Genomic DNA, 16,702 nt, shown 5'->3' with positions numbered 1-16,702 from the left:
AGACTAGCTTAACGAGATCACCTGTCCATTTACAGCCGAGCCGTATTGGCTGACCAGATAAGTGATCGTGTTTGTCACTTTTTCTGGTTCCGTGATTTTTAAATGCGGTTCTTTTTCACGCAACTTCTCAACCGCTTCCTTAATTGATTTCGCTTCCGGATGTTGCGCTAAAATAAATTCTTCTGTCAGTCCCAATTTCAAAACATTCACCGTGATATTGTGTTCAGCAACTTGTTTTGCCAAAGACTGGGCAAAAGGAACCAAGGCTCCTCGGGCGCCCGCCAAAATAGGATCAGGATAGTTTTCATTCAAAAGATAAAGAATGCGACCGCGCTTGCGATTCTTTAAAAAATTTAAAACCGCATGGGTGAGCATCACAGAGCTTTTAAAGTTGTGCTGAACTTCTTCATCCAAATGGCTTAAAGCCTCGCCGATTTTATAACGATTCGGCTTATTGTAAACTTGCGCGTCGATAAACAAATCTACACTGCCAAAAGACTGCGCCGCAGATCCCACAGCGTCTTTGATATCTTCAGGAGTTTTCATCGGAGATTTAATACTGATCGCACGGCCAAACTTAGGATTTATTTCACGAGAGTCATTGATCTGATTGCAAAAACGTTGGCTTGCAGAATTATCAAAATCCAACAACACACAATCAGAGCCCATTTGCGTGAGTCCCATCATCAGACTTTGTACCGTCGTCGTAAAAGGACCTACAATCAAAGCAGTTCGTTCTCTTAAATTAAATCCGTTTTCCATTTAACTCCAATATTGTGCATCGCAATTCAAATCTGTTGATTAGCCCTCCTTCGGAGGGACACGGCGTTCCTTTTAGATTTTTTCGATGATTATTGCGATACCTTGACCACCGCCAATACAAGCAGAACCTAAAGCGTACTTTGCATTTCTGCGGTGAAGTTCATAAACCAAGTGATTCATGATGCGTGTGCCAGAAGCTCCCAAAGGATGTCCAACAGCAATCGCGCCACCGTTTACGTTTGTTTTTGCTGGATCTAATTTCAATTCTTTTTCTACTGCTAAGTACTGAGCGGCAAAAGCTTCGTTCACTTCCACCAAGTCCATTTGCTCAAGTTTCATATTGGCTCTTTGCAAAGCCAAACGTGCCGCTCCCGCAGGACCAATACCCATGATCGTTGGGTCGCAGCCGACAGAGGCGTAACTTACGATGCGAGCCATTGGTTTCATTCCCAATTCTTTGGCTTTTGATTCACTCATCAAAAGAGAGCAAGCAGCTCCGTCGACAATTCCCGATGCGGACGCCGCAGTCACAAGTCCGTCTTTTTTAAAGAGCGATTTCAATGTCGAAAGTTTTTCTAAAGTCGAATCTGGTTTAGGATGTTCGTCTTTTTCAACAACCACCGCTCCTTTACGACCTTCCACTGTCACTGGAGTTATTTCTTGTGCGAAGTAACCTTTATCGAAAGCCGCTTTGTAACGAGTTTGTGATTGAATCGCATACTTATCACACTGTTCACGAGTGATGCCGTATTTTTCGCCTAAGTTTTCCGCTGTGATAGCCATCGGCATTTTTGCGTAAGCATCCGTCAAAGCAGACGTCATCAAATCTTCCAACTCGAAATTTCCCATGCGCATTCCATCGAAGCGCACTTTGCGAGCGACGTAAGGAATCAAAGACATTTGCTCCACACCACCAGCAAGAACTGCCGAAGCTTCCCCGCATTGGATCATTTGCAAAGCGTTCACCCAAGATTGGAAACCACTTCCGCAAAGTCTGTTCACGGCAAAAGCGCCGACATTCACAGGCACACCTGTTTTTAGTCCAATGTGACGAGGCAAATAAGCGGCGTCGGCACCTGATTGCACCACGTTTCCGAAAATGACGTGATCAATTTTTTCAGGTGAAAGACCGGCTTGTTCCAGAGTGGCCTTGGCGGCAACCACACCCAGATCTGTTGCAGAGACATCCTTAAGAGATCCACCAAATGCTCCAAAGGGAGTTCTTTTTCCAGAGATAAATACGATTTTTTCCATACGTTGAGGTTAACGTATGTCGAGGGATTTTCAATCAATAACAATGTCAGGAATGGTTACCAAGACCAAGCAAGACCGACCATAGAAAGGCCCTGCTCTTTTGTCGCCTTGTGACTGACGACGAGATCCTTATTCGAGAATACTTTTTCTTTTACGAAGATATCCGTTTCGGCTGCCTTGGCGTCATAATTAATCGCCGCTTTCATCCAGCCTGTGTACTCCACTTTTGCCAAAGCTTGGAAAGCCTCGACCTTAAAGGAAAACTTATGACTCACACCTTTGGACGTGCTCGCAGGGACAACAACATCTGTTTTTAGTTTTTCTTGAGCTGTTTCAGCAATGCGACCAATCGTTGTCGCCTTCATCGCCGCTGAATTAAACCAAAGTGAGAAACCTCTATCCGCAATGCGAGTAAGAACGGTGCCTTCACTGTCTCCTTGTTTTAAATCAAGAGGAACGACTTTCGCGACATCGGCTTGAGTGATCTTTGGAGTGACTTTATCTTCAGGAATAATAAGTCTTTTTGTGGACTTCAAATCCACCTTTGCCATGCATGGGCATGTGAAACCTATTAAAAAGAGAAAAGACATGATCAATCTCATACCTATACCCTCTTCAAAGAGCGTTCCATCCAATGGACGCAAAGTCCGCTTAAATTAAAGATAATAAGCAATTAACAATGTATTGCCGTGTTCGAGGTCAAAAAGCGTCTATAGAAACTTCGGCTGACAATATTTTGTGACACGACCTTAGACTGTTTTCAGGGTTTGTTTCAAAACGAATCATCCTAGCATCACCCTTGCACTTTGCAGCGATCGAACAGTCGTGTTGTGAAAAGGTGTTTTAACAGAGCAGTGTGATTCCGAGAACTTAGGATCACTCAAGCGATGAGGAGTGCCTCAAAATGACACGCAAAAAAAGTTACTTGGCGAAAAGTTAAACAAATGGAGACCCTATGAACTTCAAGAACGTTAAGCGAAGTACAATGATCTTTGCCTTGGCAGCAAGTTTCATCCTTCCGCACTCCCCTCATATGGTATGGGCGAAGACAGGAACGGCTTCTTTTCCACTGGATTTATTTCCTGAGGATAACAGCGATGACGATACGGGTTTAAGCCCCACAAATCCAACGATGCCATCGACAGGGTCTTCAAACAATAACAACAATAATAATACGCGCCCGAACAATGGCAACAACGGTTCGACTCGATCCACATCTACTGCTCCGGCAACTCGCCCTCAAGCGGGAACGAAGATGAACGCAGCAAGAGTTCCTGAAGCTTATAGCTGTCCTCTTTTTGACAACCGCCCTCATTCAGAATTGATTGCGGCGATTGATGCTTTAAATAAAGAAGTGAAGGCGTCTCCGGAGTGTTCAGGAACTCCGTCAGCGAAATCTTTGGAAGACAACGGAAATGCGATCAAGGAAAGCATCGGTGTTTTGCAAAAGATCATGGACACACAAGATCCAAACGCTGTGAACACAAATCAAATCGATCAATCCATGACAGCGGCTTTGCAAGCCGTGGGTAACTTGGGTGACATCGTTAATAACAATTCGTTCCTAAATTCAAAGTGCGGTCGTCAAACTATGTCGACAGGTAAAGTTCTTTTGGCTTTGAATGACGTGATCAACGGTATGGCGCCTTATGCTCTTTTCGCGGTTTCGATGAGTGCGGCTTTGGCTCCAGCTCTTCCGTTTGTTCTTGGTGGTGCGATTGCAACAAGCGGTATTTCTGCCGTTGCGAAAATGATCGATCAAAATACTTTGGACATGACAAATCCTGAACACCGTAAAGCGGTTCTTCAAAATACATGTCAGTTCACGAAAGTGGCTAAGAAAGTGCGCTTCATGCAATTGGCTCAAAGTGGTAAGATCGACAAGATTACACAAGAGCTTGAACAAAGCGTAGATCTTTACAACGCAAAATTCGCAAACCCTTCTCGTGAGTTGTCGGCTCTTTTGAAATACAGAGACACAGCGACAAAAGTTTCTGAAGCGGTTGAGAACCAATTGGCAAGTGACCGTGCGGACCTTGCGACAGTGGAACAACAAATCGGTCAAAACAACGACGACGTGATGGTTTGTACTCTATCTAACGAGCTTGTGAACTGGGCAAGAGACGGCAAAACATTCCCAGCATCAGCTTTCTTGAACCTTCAAGCGGCTACAGCTCAAGGTGACCGCGCGCAAAAACTTCAATCCGTAACAATGGCGACATTGCATGCGACTTCGATGAAGAAAATCGCTGATTACGCGGCGAAATCCTCTGAAGATGAAAACGCTTTGAAACTTTGTGCTCAAGCGGGTCGCTCTTGGTTGTCAGGCGTTCGTCAGTCTATTTCAATGACGGGTGCTGTTGTTAACAAATCAAAATCAGATCTTGAAACAGAACTTTCAAGAAGCGCTGAATACCGTCAATGGAAAATTCAATTCAACCGTATTGAAGTTGAGAAAGTAACCATCAAACGTGTTGAAAAAGCGATGCAAGAACTTGCAAAGGATAATTCAATTATCGACCGCTCTGAACTTGCGCAACGTATGGTCAACTTGAAATCCGGTCTTTTCGGTTCTCGCAGTGCTTGGTCTTGGGGCACTCCACCAGTGTTGGCGTGGATCAACCACACAAAATCAATGCATGACCAAGCTGTTTCAGCTTTCATCACTGGCATGAGAGAAGTGCGCAACGACTCTTACAGTTTGACAGATGCAGGCCGTGGAAAACACATCAAATACACTGTCGGTGGAACTCCATACACGGATCCAAAAGCGCAAGTTGAAGCCAATAAAATTTCTCAAGTTCTTGGTAACATCAACTTGACAGAGCTTCCAGTTGGCTCACGCGAGCAAGAGCTTGTTTGTCAAAAACTTGAATCTGCTTGGTTGGATTGGTCTGCAGCGATTGATCACTTGGGCGCAGTTCAATTCTTCTGTGACATGATTGACCCTGTATTGGATGTAAAAATGGATTCTTCAGTTGTCATTGCTTGCCGTGGTTACGGCCAATTGAACGGAACGACTTACAGAGAATCTATCGTAAACCAGGCCAAAGCCACTTTGGTAAGAAAAGGCTATCAAGCTGACGCAACTCTTGTGAGCAAAAAGCTCAAAGAATTGCAATGTCCAATGCCTGCTGTTTCTGTGATGAATCAGTAATATCCAGAACTTCAAATTTTGAATAAAAAAGGCTCTCATCCGAGAGCCTTTTTTATTTTTAGGGCATGATCGTCACCATCTCAGAATTCACCTGCGCCACATCGATAATATCAGCACGCGAAAGGCCCGACTGGGAGGTTCGTATCACCACCTGCACCCCTGCCGTCACATAGTCCCGCAAATCGACTCGGGATACCGCAGAATTCACATTAAGAATAAACGGCTTGGCCGCCGCGATCGCCAGCAAATCTGCTTTTGAAAGTCCCGACGTCGCCGTCATGACAACCAACTGCACATTCGCTTGCGCCAACGCGATCAAATTATCGCGAGTCAGACGACCGCTATCGACATAAAGCACATAGCTTCCGGAAGACGCCAAATCCATCAAATCCAGCTGTGAATAAGTGGTTTTGCTTAAAGAAATACCGACTTGAATATTCGGACTTCGAAGCAGATCCATCGTTTCTGTTTTTCCGACGATACCCACCTGGTTCTGACAATAAGTCACTCGGGAAAGCAAAGAGATGGCTTTTAAATCGGTCACCGTCATAACGGTGCCGCTATTTTCGCGCAAACACTCTGAAAACTGTGGAGGTAAAGCGGCGTTTGCCGACACAATCACAAATAGAAAACTCAAAAGAAAAATCAAAGTTTTCATTGGAACCTCGAATATACTTTATTGTACTCCCAATAAAGCGACAGAGGTTCTGGTATTTAACAAAGAACTTTATTCATCGAGGATATAGTTGATAGGATCAACAGCCGTTCCATTAATACGAACTTCATAGTGAAGATGCGGACCCGTCGAACGACCTGTATTTCCGACAGCCCCCACAACATCCCACTTATTCACTCGCTGACCGACTTGCACATAAATTTGTGACAAGTGACCAAAACGAGTCGTCACACCATAACCATAGTCAATCGTGATCAGTTTTCCATAAGACTCATCGTAACTTGCAAACACGACAACCCCATCAGCTGGCGCATACACTGGAGATCCGGGAGCCGCGGCGATATCAAGACCGGCATGCAGTGCTGTTTTTCCCGAGAATGGAGAAACACGATATCCAAAACGAGACGTAATCCAACCTTTTGCCGGTTTCATGTTAGGAGTCGAGTTCAACAAACTTTGACGTTCTGATAAACTCTCCCACAAGTCGATCACACTTTGCTCTTTAAGCTGAGTCTCTTTGACGGCCTTATCAATACGCACCACCAAAGAGGCATAATCTTTATCCGCGTTTTCGTTAGCCAATTCACCGACTTGATCATTAAGAGGTTTTTTATTCGCAAAAACCTGATCCTGAGCCGCCAGTTCTTCATTTTCCTGACGTTGTTCCATCGGTTCATACTCTTCAACTTGTTGTCCTGCCGCTGGTTTGGGTCCCATCGTCAGTTTCGTGATACGGTCTTCCGCATCGACGTTCGTGATCAATTTCAATTTTGTCGTGAATGTTTTTACGCGCTCCAAAGAATTTTCCAAGGCACTCACTTTACTTTCAACGACTTGGAATTGTTTGATGAGTTGCGCATTTTCCGCTTTGAGACGTTTATTTTCCATGGCTTGCAAAAGCAAACCGAAATAATCCACAAGACCCGCGGCAAAAATAATGATGATAACAGCAGAAATAAAAGAGATGGCTTTAAGCCAGGCAGCCGAGAGCACAATCTTACGGGTTTTTCCCGTCTGATTGCTCACAATAAACAGCGTCACCTTCTTTTTATCCAACTCCGAGACTCCTCAACATAAAACTAAAAAAATTCTATTCATGAAAATGCAGTAGCATGACTGTAACGTTGTCGTCGCCGCCATTGGCTAGAGCTTGTTCTACACACGCTTTAACTATTTTGTCAGGTGTATTTTGATTCAAAATTTCAGAAATTCTTTTATCGTCAACCAAACCTGAAAGTCCGTCTGAACACATCAAGAACATTTCCCCAGGGAAAATCTCTCTTTCGATGATATCTGGATAGACATCGCGCTCATATCCCACACTGCGTGTGATGACGTTTCGTCCCACGAATTGGCGCACTTGTTCTTCGCTCATCACGCCCGCGCGCAGTTGTTCATTCAATAACGAATGATCTTCAGTGATCTGCCAAAGATGGGGACGCTTAAATAAATAACAACGAGAATCCCCGACATTTCCCACATACAAATGCTTGCCGCGAATGTACGACATCACCATCGTCGTTCCCATGCCCGCAAGCTCAGGACGTTCATTCGCCGCTTTATCGAAAATTCTTTTCGACGCTTCTTCGTAGGCGAGCAAAATCATTTCGCGCGGAGATTTTTTTACGGCATCCGGCTGAAGCATGATTTCTTCCACCGTCTCCACAGCCATACTGGAAGCGACTTCGCCGCCTGAATGACCGCCCATTCCATCTGCCACGATAAAGAGCCCCAGCTCTCTATTGATAAGACAAGAATCCTGATTTGAATCGCGTCGTAGCCCTTTATCTGTCAGATACCAAGAGTCAAATTTCATAGATGTTTCATTTTCACCCAAAGGCGACAAAGGAGTCAAAGTCTGGTCCTGGACTTGGGTCGCATTCTTCGCGTCTGGTTCACCATCAGCTTAATTTAAAGTGTCATACTACCGATAGAAAGGGGTGAGGTCGTATGATGAAGTCACCGTCTTTCAGAATGTATGTGCTACTTTCGATAGTCTTCCACATCTTGGTGGTTGGGACACTGCTTGTAGTGGACCGACTCTCTCCTGAAGCTCCGAAAAAGACTGAAACAGTGAGCATCAATTTTCTGAGCCCGGAAGACCTGCAAAAAATGGCGCAAGTGGAAGAGTTAGCTAAGAAAAAAGCACTTCTTCCTGCCAATCAAATCGTAGAACAAAACGAGACTTCAACCAACGAAGAGGCTCCGGAAAACGCACGCTTTTTGAGCGCCAAAAACCAAAAAGTGCAAAAGCAAACGGTCGCCAAAGTTCATGGCCAATTTCAAAACGTGAAGAAGGCAGCTCCAGAAAAAACTGGACCTAAAGGCGATGGCAAACATAAGAATGTCGTCAAAGAAGAAGAATCTAAAAAGCACATCGCCAAAGATCTTTTCAAAGGTTTTGATGCCAGCGAAGCGTTGGAAAGACAAAAAGTCGCCGACAAACAGGCCGGTCTAGGCGAAGGTCGAGGCAACGGTGATCAAAACACCGGTACGGGTGCCGAGACAAGCCAAACGAATGACTATATCAAAGACGTCGAAGCAGGCCTTGAAACGGTTTTGAACACGCGTGAATTTAAATATTATTCTTACTACAACCGCATTCGCCGCCAACTTTCTCAACACTGGGAAGGCCGCGTGCGCGAAAAACTTTCGAAGCTCTTTAAAGAAGGCCGCGCTCCTGCAGCAACAAATCAGGATCGCATCACGAAATTGATGATCGTATTAAATGACAAAGGCACTCTTGTGCGCGTGCAAGTCTTAAGTGACTCGGGCGTGCGCGATTTAGATGATGCCGCCATCGAAGCCTTCCGCGCAGCTGCTCCCTTCCCGAATCCTCCCAAAGGAATCATCGAGGGTGACGGCACTGTAAAAATCCGCTGGGATTTTGTTCTCGAAACTTAATCTACATTCTGCGCAATGACTACCTGGATCTCCTCTGTTGAAATCAACTCAGCAAGGAGATTCCATGGAAGTAAACGAAATTCATCGTGGCCGTTTGATTGATCATATTCAACTTGTCGTACGTGACCTTGAAGCCAGTAAAAAATTTTATTTTTCTGTTTTTGAAGCTTTGCAAGTTCCTTTAGGCGGTCAAGGCGAAGATTATTTCTGGATTGACGAACTCTTTATTTCCTCCAAAGAAAGCCGAGCATCGGCAGGCGCTCTGACCGGCCGCACTCATTTGGCTTTTCAAGCCAAAGATGAAAATATGGTGAAGGCTTTTTATGAAGCTGCGTTAAAAGCCGGCGGAAAAGACAATGGCGCTCCTGGCAATCGACCTTATCATCCTGGCTACTATGCCGCTTTTGTGATTGATCCCGATGGCAACAATATTGAAGCTGTCTTTCACGGGCCTGCAAAACGCTCTGCCGACTCCGTAAAACTCACTTGGTAGAAGAGATTTCGACGCAAAAAGTGAAGGCACAAGCCTTCACTTTAATTCCAATTTTCAATTTTTAAATAAAGCGCAAGATCTCGCTGAGAGATTTCATCATTTTGCTATAGCCCTGGCGCTTATCTACAAAGCCCACAAATTCAAACTTCTGCACAAAGGGACGATCTACTTCGGACTCTTTGTGAGCCGAGTAAATCACGACAGGAATTTGTGAACGCAGTTTTCTAACTTTTCTATCCACCAGAAGACGATCAATCAGTTCCAGTGTTTCTTTGCCACCCATGTCTGGCATACGCCAATCCAGCACGACCAAGTCGAATTCACGATTCATCAATAGCGGAACCGCATCCTGACCGTCATAGGCCACCGTAATATCACAATTGTAGTGATCTAAAATGTGTGACATCAAAATGACGGAGTCCGAGCTATCATCAATCACCAAAACTTTCAGGCGTCTTTTTTCAAGCATGGGTTTGATTGACTTGATATCGGCAACCTTCACGTCCCTGCGATTATCAGTTATTTCCATCTCCATGGCTTCTCCTTTTCAAAATTCTGCCCTCAGTGTAGAGAATGTAGATGAAAGAAAATTCTAGATTTACATTAATGACAGGAGTTTAATGTTTTCAGGCACACCCCTGCGTTATTTCAGCTCATCTCGCTTCTATTGAGTAATAAATCCGATCCAAAGTAGAGACACAAGACTGTCTATTCACAGTCTCTATTAAAATTAGTTTGCAGCCGTTTGCGACCACCCTAAAATTGATAGGGAGACTATGATGAAAAATCAAACCGAACTTTCTGTAAAAGAAAATCCGCGTTTCACCTCTCCCCTCTTCAACCAACGCATTTTAGTCATTGATGACTCCGAAGATACGTTGGCTTTACTTCAACATCGTTTAAAAAAATTCGGAGCTCAGGTCACGAGCTGCCTTGATCCCAAAGAGGCTTTAAAGACAGCCCAAGAAAAAGATTTTGATGTGATTATTTCTGATATAGGAATGCCTGATCTTAATGGTTACGATTTGATGAAAATTTATCGTGCTTGGGAAAAGCGTCACGATAAAAATAAAACACCGGCTATCGCTCTTACCGCTTACACCACGGAAGAAGATGCCCGCAAAGCACTTGAAGCGGGTTTTCAAGTGCACATGACAAAACCCATGAATATAAAAGTTTTAGAAAAAGAAATTGAAACGCTGATTGGCGAAGGCAAGTAATTAACGAAGTGTTCCCCAGAACTCGCGGATATTGTTCTTTACGGTCTTATCTGACTTTTTAGAAAGGCGGAAAACGAGACCCACAGGTTTTGCGTTTACAAATCCCAAAACAACTCTTCGTTCAGGAATTTTTCCGGCTTTATCCGGATCATCCACTTGTGCTTCGCACGTTTTTCCAGTGTGGGACGTGAAAATCTCTGCCTCATGATATTTTAACGAGCTCTCTTTGAGAGGACCAAAGATGCGTGCCAAAAGCTTTTCGCAAAGCTCTTTATCCATCGACAAGTTCTCAATGCCTTTAAAAGTATAAAGATCCACTGTGCGCAGGTCTTTGGAGCTTTCTCCAGTGCGCGTGATAATACCGGCAAAATCATCCACCTTGCCGATGTCCAACATCGTTTGATCGCTTTTAGATAAAAAATCAATGGCCTCTTTGGATTTAATCGGAGAAGGCGTTGGCGTTTTCTCTGGCTTCTCGGCCATAGAGGAAGACAACATTGCAAAGCTGCCGATCATGAAGAATGAAATCACTTTTTTCATAGCCTACCTATTTAACGCCTGAAGCATCACCAGCTGTTTTTGTCGAGCCGCCCTGAGCTTTTCTGATTTTTTGTACGATCCCCGCGAATTCAGCATCGCTGGATTTTTTAAATGTCTGTCCTTGAATGGAAACGGAACGACTTCCCTTAACTTCGGCACTATAAGTTTTGCCGTTTTCTAAAGTGACTTTGAAGTTGCTGCCATCAAAACAAACTTTTTTAAGATATCCGTCATCGGTATAAATATCGCCGGGCTTCCAGATGTAGCCCTCCATTTTTAGCTTTGATCCTACCGTACGAATTTTAAGTCCTGCCGTCACAAACATCGTGTCGGCAGTCAGCATCACCGGAAGCTGTTGGACGATCGCAGGAAAGTCGCTTTTTTTAGCTTCAAAATCTGTCGCCGACGTGACGCACGTCTCGGCCGCGACACTCATTTGTGAAAACAAAGAGGTCAGAAAAAAGCCGAACGTCAAAAGATGATACCTAAGTTTCATGTGCATCCTTTTGTTTTGATTTATCACTCTTATGGTATCGGCTTTCCGAGCGAAATTCTGAATTGCAAATAAGGTAGGAACCCTACTTATGAGTTCGCCAAGGCATCTCGGATTGAGACAAAGGTCTTGTAGCACCGATCTGACCGCCTTGCTTTCCTAAGACGGTTTTTCATTCTAAAGGGACCTAATTTTTAACTTATTTACCTAGGGGCTCTGCGGTATCTGGCCTCTAAGTCTAAAATAGAGCCAGAACTCTTGCTGCGGGGCTTAAAGCCATGGACTCCTCCTCGGTACAGTGCTAGTTTGCCAGACGCTAGAAAAGTACAAAATCCGAAGGAGAATCACTTGGATAACTCTACTCTAAAAAACGTCAAACCTGAGGTTCTAGATTCTATCGCAAGACGTGCGCATTACTTGGCCACGCAGATGATCTGGCAGGCCAATCATCGTCCGGATAAAGAAAAAGGCGACCCAAAAATTGGTGGTCACCCGGCAGCTTCCGCAAGTTCATTGCACATTATGGGTGCTCTTCACTTGCTCGTAAAATCTGGATTCGATCATATCGCGAATAAGCCCCATGCTTCTCCGACAGATCACTCTTACAATTACCTTCTTGATCTTCTTTTGAAGAACGATTTGTCAAAGTTGACTCAAGAACAAGCCGACCAAGCGATGAACGGTCTTCGTAAATTCACTGACGGCAGTGAATTCGTATTCCAATCTTACCACTCTGCTTACGATCCTGATCAACACAACTTCTTCCCTTCTGGAACTGTGGGTATTCCACCTGTAGAGGCGGGTTACTTGGCATTGGCTTACCGCTACGCTCGTGAACACGGTTATGAAGTTCCAGATGCTCACTTCTGGGCTGTTTGCGGGGACTCTGAGTTCCGTGAAGGTTCCATGTATGAAGCCGTTCCTGACTTTGCGGAGCGTGAGTTGGGTTCTTTGACTTGGATCTTGGACTACAACCGTCAATCCTTGGACGGTCACCGTATCACGAACAAAGAAATCATGAACGGAACTGATGCGGACCGTGTTGAACGCACCATGGCTGCCAACGGTTGGGAAGTCATCCAAGTTCGTCACGGTTCTAAACGCCAAGCTTTGTTCAAAAAGAAAGACGGCGACACTTTCAAAAACTTCCTAGAAAAAGAATTGGAAGATTACGAGCTTCAAGCGCTTCTTCTTGTTCAAGATATGAAGGCTTTGAAAAAAGGCATCGCAAAAGAACATCCAAACATGAAGAAGTTCTTGGATAGCATCTCTGACGAAGAGTTGTTCGATGCGATCCGCGACTTCGGTGGTCACGACATGGTGGCTTTGGCTGAAGCGATGGAGAAATCAAAAAAATCCACTCGTAAACCAACAATCATCATCGCCCACACTTTGAAAGGTTGGGGGCTGAAAGCAGCGGCTCAACCGGGCAACCACTCTTCTCTGCCACAAGAAGAGGAAGTGATCGCACTTAAAGAAAAGCAAGGCATTAAAGGCGAAAAGCTTTATGAACGTTTTGCTGCAAACTCTGTTGAAGGCAAATTCTTGGCTTCTCGCGGAGAAAAACTTTACTCTGAAATCAAAGCGCAACACGCTTTGAAAGCAAAGAACCAAGATTTCTTCTTGAAGAAATTAACTGAGTTCGGTGACATCCCTCAATCTTTGGACATCAACACAAAAATGACTAGCTACCCTCACACGCAGTGGATGCTAGGTCAGTTGACAGCGAAGTTGACTCGTATCGCGAATACACCGCTTGATGAGTCTCAACTTTCTGAAAAACAAAAGCCTCTTACGGCTCTTGAAAAACCATTCAAGCTTCCGGGAGAGTTGTTCATCTCTATGGCTCCGGATGTAGGAACTTCTACGAACTTGAACCCTGCGATGGACGGTAAGATCTTCGGTGCTCCGGTTGTTCAAGATTTGGAAACTGAATTGGGCGTTAAAGACCATAAACTTCCTGACCTTGTTCCCGGCGAAGAAGTTTCAGACCGCTTCTTGCGTTTTGAAATTGCTGAAGGAAACGTGATGTCTTGCGTGGGCGCATTCGGAAAAATGCGCGACTTCTTGGGAATTCCAATCATTCCTTTGATGACGGTTTATGACTTCTTTATCAAACGTGCTTTGGACCAATACTTCTACAACTTGTATTGGAAAAGCTCGTTCATCTGCGTGGGAACTCCATCAGGTGTGACTTTGTCTCCGGAAGGTGCGCAACACGGTTGGAAATCTGACATCCAAATTCCAAATCAAATCACTTGGGAACCATTCTTCTGCCAAGAACTTGATTGGATTATTTGCGACACAATCAAACGTCACGTTTTGAACGACAATGCAGGCCGTACGGGTACATTGTTGAGACTTGTGACTCGTGGTGCGGAACAAAAAGACATGCTTCACTACTTGAAAAAACAAGCTCGCTTCAAAGCAGGTCTTGAGGGTTCTTTGGCTCGCGCTGAATTTCCAGTAGCTGGTGCTTTCAATGAAGAAGAAGTGACTTCACAAGACGAAGCACAAATCATGTCAGCTATTCGTGAAGATGTTCTCAAAGGCGCTTACTACTTGATCGACTACCGCGGTTACGCAGGTTACGAGCCAGGTGATAACGTTGTGAATATCTTCGCGATGGGTTCTCTGGTTACTGAGGGAATCAAAGCGTCTGAAGCGTTGCTAGCTCGTGGCATTTACGCCAACGTGATCGTAGTCACGTCTTCAGATCTTTTGGTCGGCATCCAAGCTCACGAAACTGACTATGACTATTTGAAAAACGGTTTGGGTGTGAACTCGAACTTGTACCTAAGAAAAGCCGACGACGTTACGACAGGTGACTTGATCACGGTTGCTGGTAAACGCATCCCTGCGGTCAGCGTTGCTGACGGTGAAGCTGGTTTGCTTGACAATATCGGTTCTATTATCGGTGTTCGTCAGGAAGCTTTGGCAGTTCGTAAGCACTCGAAGTGCGGTCGCCCTTCTGAAATCTACGCTTATCACAGCATCGACGCGGAAGCCGTTGTTGAAGCTTGCGGTAAAGTGTTGGCTGAAACGGCATTAGAAAAAGTCATTGTGTCTGAAAACGCTCTTGGCGAAGCTCATCAAGCTGAAACACGCCAGGGACACTGGACAGACTTGTGGCCTTCCAAAACTCCGGTGCAAAAGCACTAATGCGCCAGACTAAATGAACTATAAAGAAATCGCGAAACAAGAGCTCCCCTTTGATGGGGAGTTCTTTTTATCAAGAAACAAAAAGTACGAAGAGCTGGTTTTCTTCGTTCACTTTTACGAAGGCAGCAAGAAACAGCTCCTTCGTCACATCAAGCTTGTTAATTCACTCGGCTTTGATGCTTTCGCCTTCCATCTTCAAGGTGACCACAAAGACTTTCTTAAATTTCGCCTTCCTATCAGCGCTAAAGGCTCTTTTGGAACGAAACACGTTTACGCTGACCAGATTGAAACTTTGCTGAATTTAGTTCCCGGCAACAAAATCATCTTTTCATTTTCCAATCCGACAGCCGCTGCAATTGAAGCAATGGCTCGCCGACATTGTTCAGATACGGTTGCTTTGATTTGCGATAGCGGGCCTACGGCGCGTTTTATTCCTTCGGCTTACAACTTGTATAAGCATGAATACAATCTTCAACCTTTCGCTTTGAGACTCGCTTTAGCACCCGTTTTAAGCTTGGGCTGGAGTCCTTTCTTTCATAAAGATTTAAATAAAGATCTCGCATCTTTTCCGCGTGGTTTTAAAATTCTTTCGATTCGCGGATGGAAAGATCTATTGATTCCGCCTTCACATATTGACGAAGTTTTTGAGCCGCAAACGCAGCTTGATTGGACAAAACTTTCTTTGCCTGAAGCAGGACACCTCACGGGACTTCGTGATTTTAAAGAAGAATATGTACCGGCTGTTGAGAGGTTTCTTAAGGACGTAGCCACGCCCTTATGATTTCTTTTGATGCGAACAATCCCTTTCCTCTTTTAAAACTTGATACTTATTCTTACAAAGAAGCCCAAGATCACGCGATCCTCGTTGATGAGTGGTTGGGTTTTCAGATTGATTCTTGCGAGGAAAAAGTTCGCTCCAAATCTAAAACCCAAGAAAATATTCCGCAACAAAACTGGGAGCATCTTTCCGTTCAAGCGTTCCAAACTCCTTATGTGGAAATTCGCAATATCTTAGATCTTCTTTCGCTGACACCTGGAAAGCATGTTGTGGATCTGGGTTGTGCCTATGGAAGAATGGGCTTTGTTTTAGGCGCACACTACAAAGACATTGGTTTTAGTGGATACGAATTAGAACAAGACCGTGTTCTTGAAGCGCAACGAGTGCTTTCACACTTCTCTTATCCTGAAATAAATTTTTATACAGCGGATCTTTCAGCGAGCGAGTTTGTTCTACCTGAAGCCGACGTGTATTTTATTTTTGACTATGGCAACGAAAGCGCCGTTAAAAAAACGCTTGTTGATCTTCAAAAAATCGCGCAAAAGAGATCCATTGAAGTCATCGCTCGCGGACGCTTAAGCCGCTTCCTGGTTCATAAGGAGCACCCATGGCTTTCGGAGGTTGAAACTCCCCGCCATTATCCGCATTTTTCTATTTACCGGTCATAATTGTTCGCTATAGACCCTGTAAAAATTTCAAAAATGTTCTCCGAGAGACCGCAAAGCACCTCAAAGTGAAGTAATTTCATTTACCTACAGCATCGTCCCCCATATAAGCATTTCGTTCTCTCACCGACTTAATTTTTCGGAGGTTTTATGAAGCCGTTCGCTATGGGTCTTTTGGGGTTATTGATTTCCGTGTGCTCCTTCGCACAAACACCAGGTCCTCTTTCTCTTTCAACAACAATTTCTTGTGACCAAGTGGCAGGCGATCTTTGGTATGAAATTGGTCTTGTACCGTTCACAAGCAAAGATGGTTATCTGATCGCGATCGTGCTTCATGATGAAAAAAAACAGACGTCTCGCTTGGTGATGGAAACTTCTGTGTATGAAACCAAAAACAATGAAAGTTTGGTGTTTGAGAATGCCAACGGCAGTTTGCGTTTGGTTGTAGATTATAAAGGTCCTTATCTTGATAAGGGAATGCTCTCCATTCTTAAAGACGGCCAAAACGTTATGCACGAACTTGATTGCTATAAAAATGGTCGCATCACTTACGATCGTATCTCTAAACCACAACCACGCATTTCTGTAGGTAGCTAAA

At 44.4% G+C, this 16,702-nt stretch carries 17 protein-coding genes; 8 read left to right on the top strand and 9 right to left on the bottom strand.

From position 1 onward, the window contains the following. Window positions 1–3: 3 nt before the first annotated feature. The 3 genes from AAAA78_RS02030 to AAAA78_RS02020 form a co-directional block, all read right to left on the bottom strand. The gene (locus AAAA78_RS02030) at window positions 4–762 is read right to left on the bottom strand and encodes an SDR family oxidoreductase (protein WP_340590060.1); all 759 of its coding nucleotides are present in this window, start codon (window positions 760–762) and stop codon (window positions 4–6) included. A 72-nt stretch (window positions 763–834) separates the two neighbouring features. Next, entirely contained in the window at window positions 835–2,016 is a 1,182-nt protein-coding gene (locus AAAA78_RS02025) for an acetyl-CoA C-acetyltransferase (RefSeq protein ID WP_340590059.1), read from the bottom strand. A 56-nt stretch (window positions 2,017–2,072) separates the two neighbouring features. Next, on the bottom strand, window positions 2,073–2,606 hold the full coding sequence (locus AAAA78_RS02020; protein WP_340590058.1) for a hypothetical protein: 534 nt from the start codon (window positions 2,604–2,606) through the stop codon (window positions 2,073–2,075). Window positions 2,607–2,971: 365 nt separating this feature from the next. Between AAAA78_RS02020 and AAAA78_RS02015 the strand changes: the two genes are divergently transcribed. Further along, entirely contained in the window at window positions 2,972–5,173 is a 2,202-nt protein-coding gene (locus AAAA78_RS02015; protein WP_340590057.1) for a hypothetical protein, read from the top strand. 58 nt (window positions 5,174–5,231) lie between these two features. On the opposite strand, the gene AAAA78_RS02010 is transcribed toward AAAA78_RS02015, so the two are convergent. From AAAA78_RS02010 to AAAA78_RS02000, 3 genes are all read right to left on the bottom strand, one after another. Beyond that, entirely contained in the window at window positions 5,232–5,831 is a 600-nt protein-coding gene (locus tag AAAA78_RS02010) for a hypothetical protein (RefSeq protein WP_340590056.1), read from the bottom strand. 69 nt (window positions 5,832–5,900) lie between these two features. Then, a complete protein-coding gene (locus tag AAAA78_RS02005) occupies window positions 5,901–6,905 on the bottom strand; it encodes a M23 family metallopeptidase (RefSeq protein ID WP_295900211.1) in 1,005 nt (334 codons plus the stop codon). Window positions 6,906–6,939: 34 nt separating this feature from the next. After that, window positions 6,940–7,665 carry a Stp1/IreP family PP2C-type Ser/Thr phosphatase gene (locus AAAA78_RS02000; RefSeq protein ID WP_340590055.1) on the bottom strand — a complete coding sequence of 242 codons (726 nt, stop codon included), beginning with the start codon at window positions 7,663–7,665 and terminating at the stop codon, window positions 6,940–6,942. 134 nt (window positions 7,666–7,799) lie between these two features. On the opposite strand from AAAA78_RS02000, the gene AAAA78_RS01995 reads away from it, so the two are divergent. Together AAAA78_RS01995 and AAAA78_RS01990 are read left to right on the top strand one after the other, a co-directional pair. Further along, on the top strand, window positions 7,800–8,753 hold the full coding sequence (locus AAAA78_RS01995) for an energy transducer TonB family protein (RefSeq protein WP_340590054.1): 954 nt from the start codon (window positions 7,800–7,802) through the stop codon (window positions 8,751–8,753). A 64-nt stretch (window positions 8,754–8,817) separates the two neighbouring features. Further along, window positions 8,818–9,246 (top strand): VOC family protein, encoded by a 429-nt coding sequence (locus AAAA78_RS01990; protein WP_340590053.1) that lies wholly within the window; start codon window positions 8,818–8,820, stop codon window positions 9,244–9,246. Window positions 9,247–9,307: 61 nt separating this feature from the next. Here the strand turns inward: AAAA78_RS01990 and AAAA78_RS01985 are convergent, their stop codons facing one another. After that, window positions 9,308–9,781 (bottom strand): response regulator, encoded by a 474-nt coding sequence (locus tag AAAA78_RS01985; RefSeq protein ID WP_340590052.1) that lies wholly within the window; start codon window positions 9,779–9,781, stop codon window positions 9,308–9,310. A gap of 244 nt (window positions 9,782–10,025) precedes the next feature. Here AAAA78_RS01985 and AAAA78_RS01980 point away from each other — a divergent pair, with 244 nt between their 5' ends. Next, entirely contained in the window at window positions 10,026–10,466 is a 441-nt protein-coding gene (locus tag AAAA78_RS01980; protein WP_295900216.1) for a response regulator, read from the top strand. Here the strand turns inward: AAAA78_RS01980 and AAAA78_RS01975 are convergent, their stop codons facing one another. Continuing rightward, window positions 10,467–11,006, bottom strand: a complete 540-nt coding sequence (locus tag AAAA78_RS01975; RefSeq protein ID WP_340590051.1) for a hypothetical protein — start codon at window positions 11,004–11,006, stop codon at window positions 10,467–10,469. Between the two features lie 7 nt (window positions 11,007–11,013). Further along, complete coding sequence (locus AAAA78_RS01970; protein ID WP_340590050.1) at window positions 11,014–11,502, bottom strand: hypothetical protein; 489 nt, start codon at window positions 11,500–11,502, stop codon at window positions 11,014–11,016. A gap of 345 nt (window positions 11,503–11,847) precedes the next feature. On the opposite strand from AAAA78_RS01970, the gene AAAA78_RS01965 reads away from it, so the two are divergent. From AAAA78_RS01965 to AAAA78_RS01950, 4 genes are all read left to right on the top strand, one after another. Beyond that, entirely contained in the window at window positions 11,848–14,661 is a 2,814-nt protein-coding gene (locus AAAA78_RS01965; protein ID WP_340590049.1) for a pyruvate dehydrogenase, read from the top strand. 13 nt (window positions 14,662–14,674) lie between these two features. After that, a complete protein-coding gene (locus tag AAAA78_RS01960; protein ID WP_340590048.1) occupies window positions 14,675–15,442 on the top strand; it encodes a hypothetical protein in 768 nt (255 codons plus the stop codon). Then, window positions 15,439–16,107 (top strand): SAM-dependent methyltransferase, encoded by a 669-nt coding sequence (locus tag AAAA78_RS01955; RefSeq protein WP_340590047.1) that lies wholly within the window; start codon window positions 15,439–15,441, stop codon window positions 16,105–16,107. The genes AAAA78_RS01960 and AAAA78_RS01955 overlap by 4 nt, the downstream gene beginning before the upstream one ends. A gap of 147 nt (window positions 16,108–16,254) precedes the next feature. Continuing rightward, a complete protein-coding gene (locus tag AAAA78_RS01950) occupies window positions 16,255–16,701 on the top strand; it encodes a hypothetical protein (RefSeq protein ID WP_340590046.1) in 447 nt (148 codons plus the stop codon). Window position 16,702: the final 1 nt, after the last annotated feature.

The organism is Bdellovibrio sp. BCCA (genome assembly GCF_037996825.1).
Classification (GTDB): domain Bacteria; phylum Bdellovibrionota; class Bdellovibrionia; order Bdellovibrionales; family Bdellovibrionaceae; genus Bdellovibrio.
The sequence above is the reverse complement of the archived record's forward strand: the minus strand, read 5'-3'. Positions and strand labels throughout refer to the sequence as shown.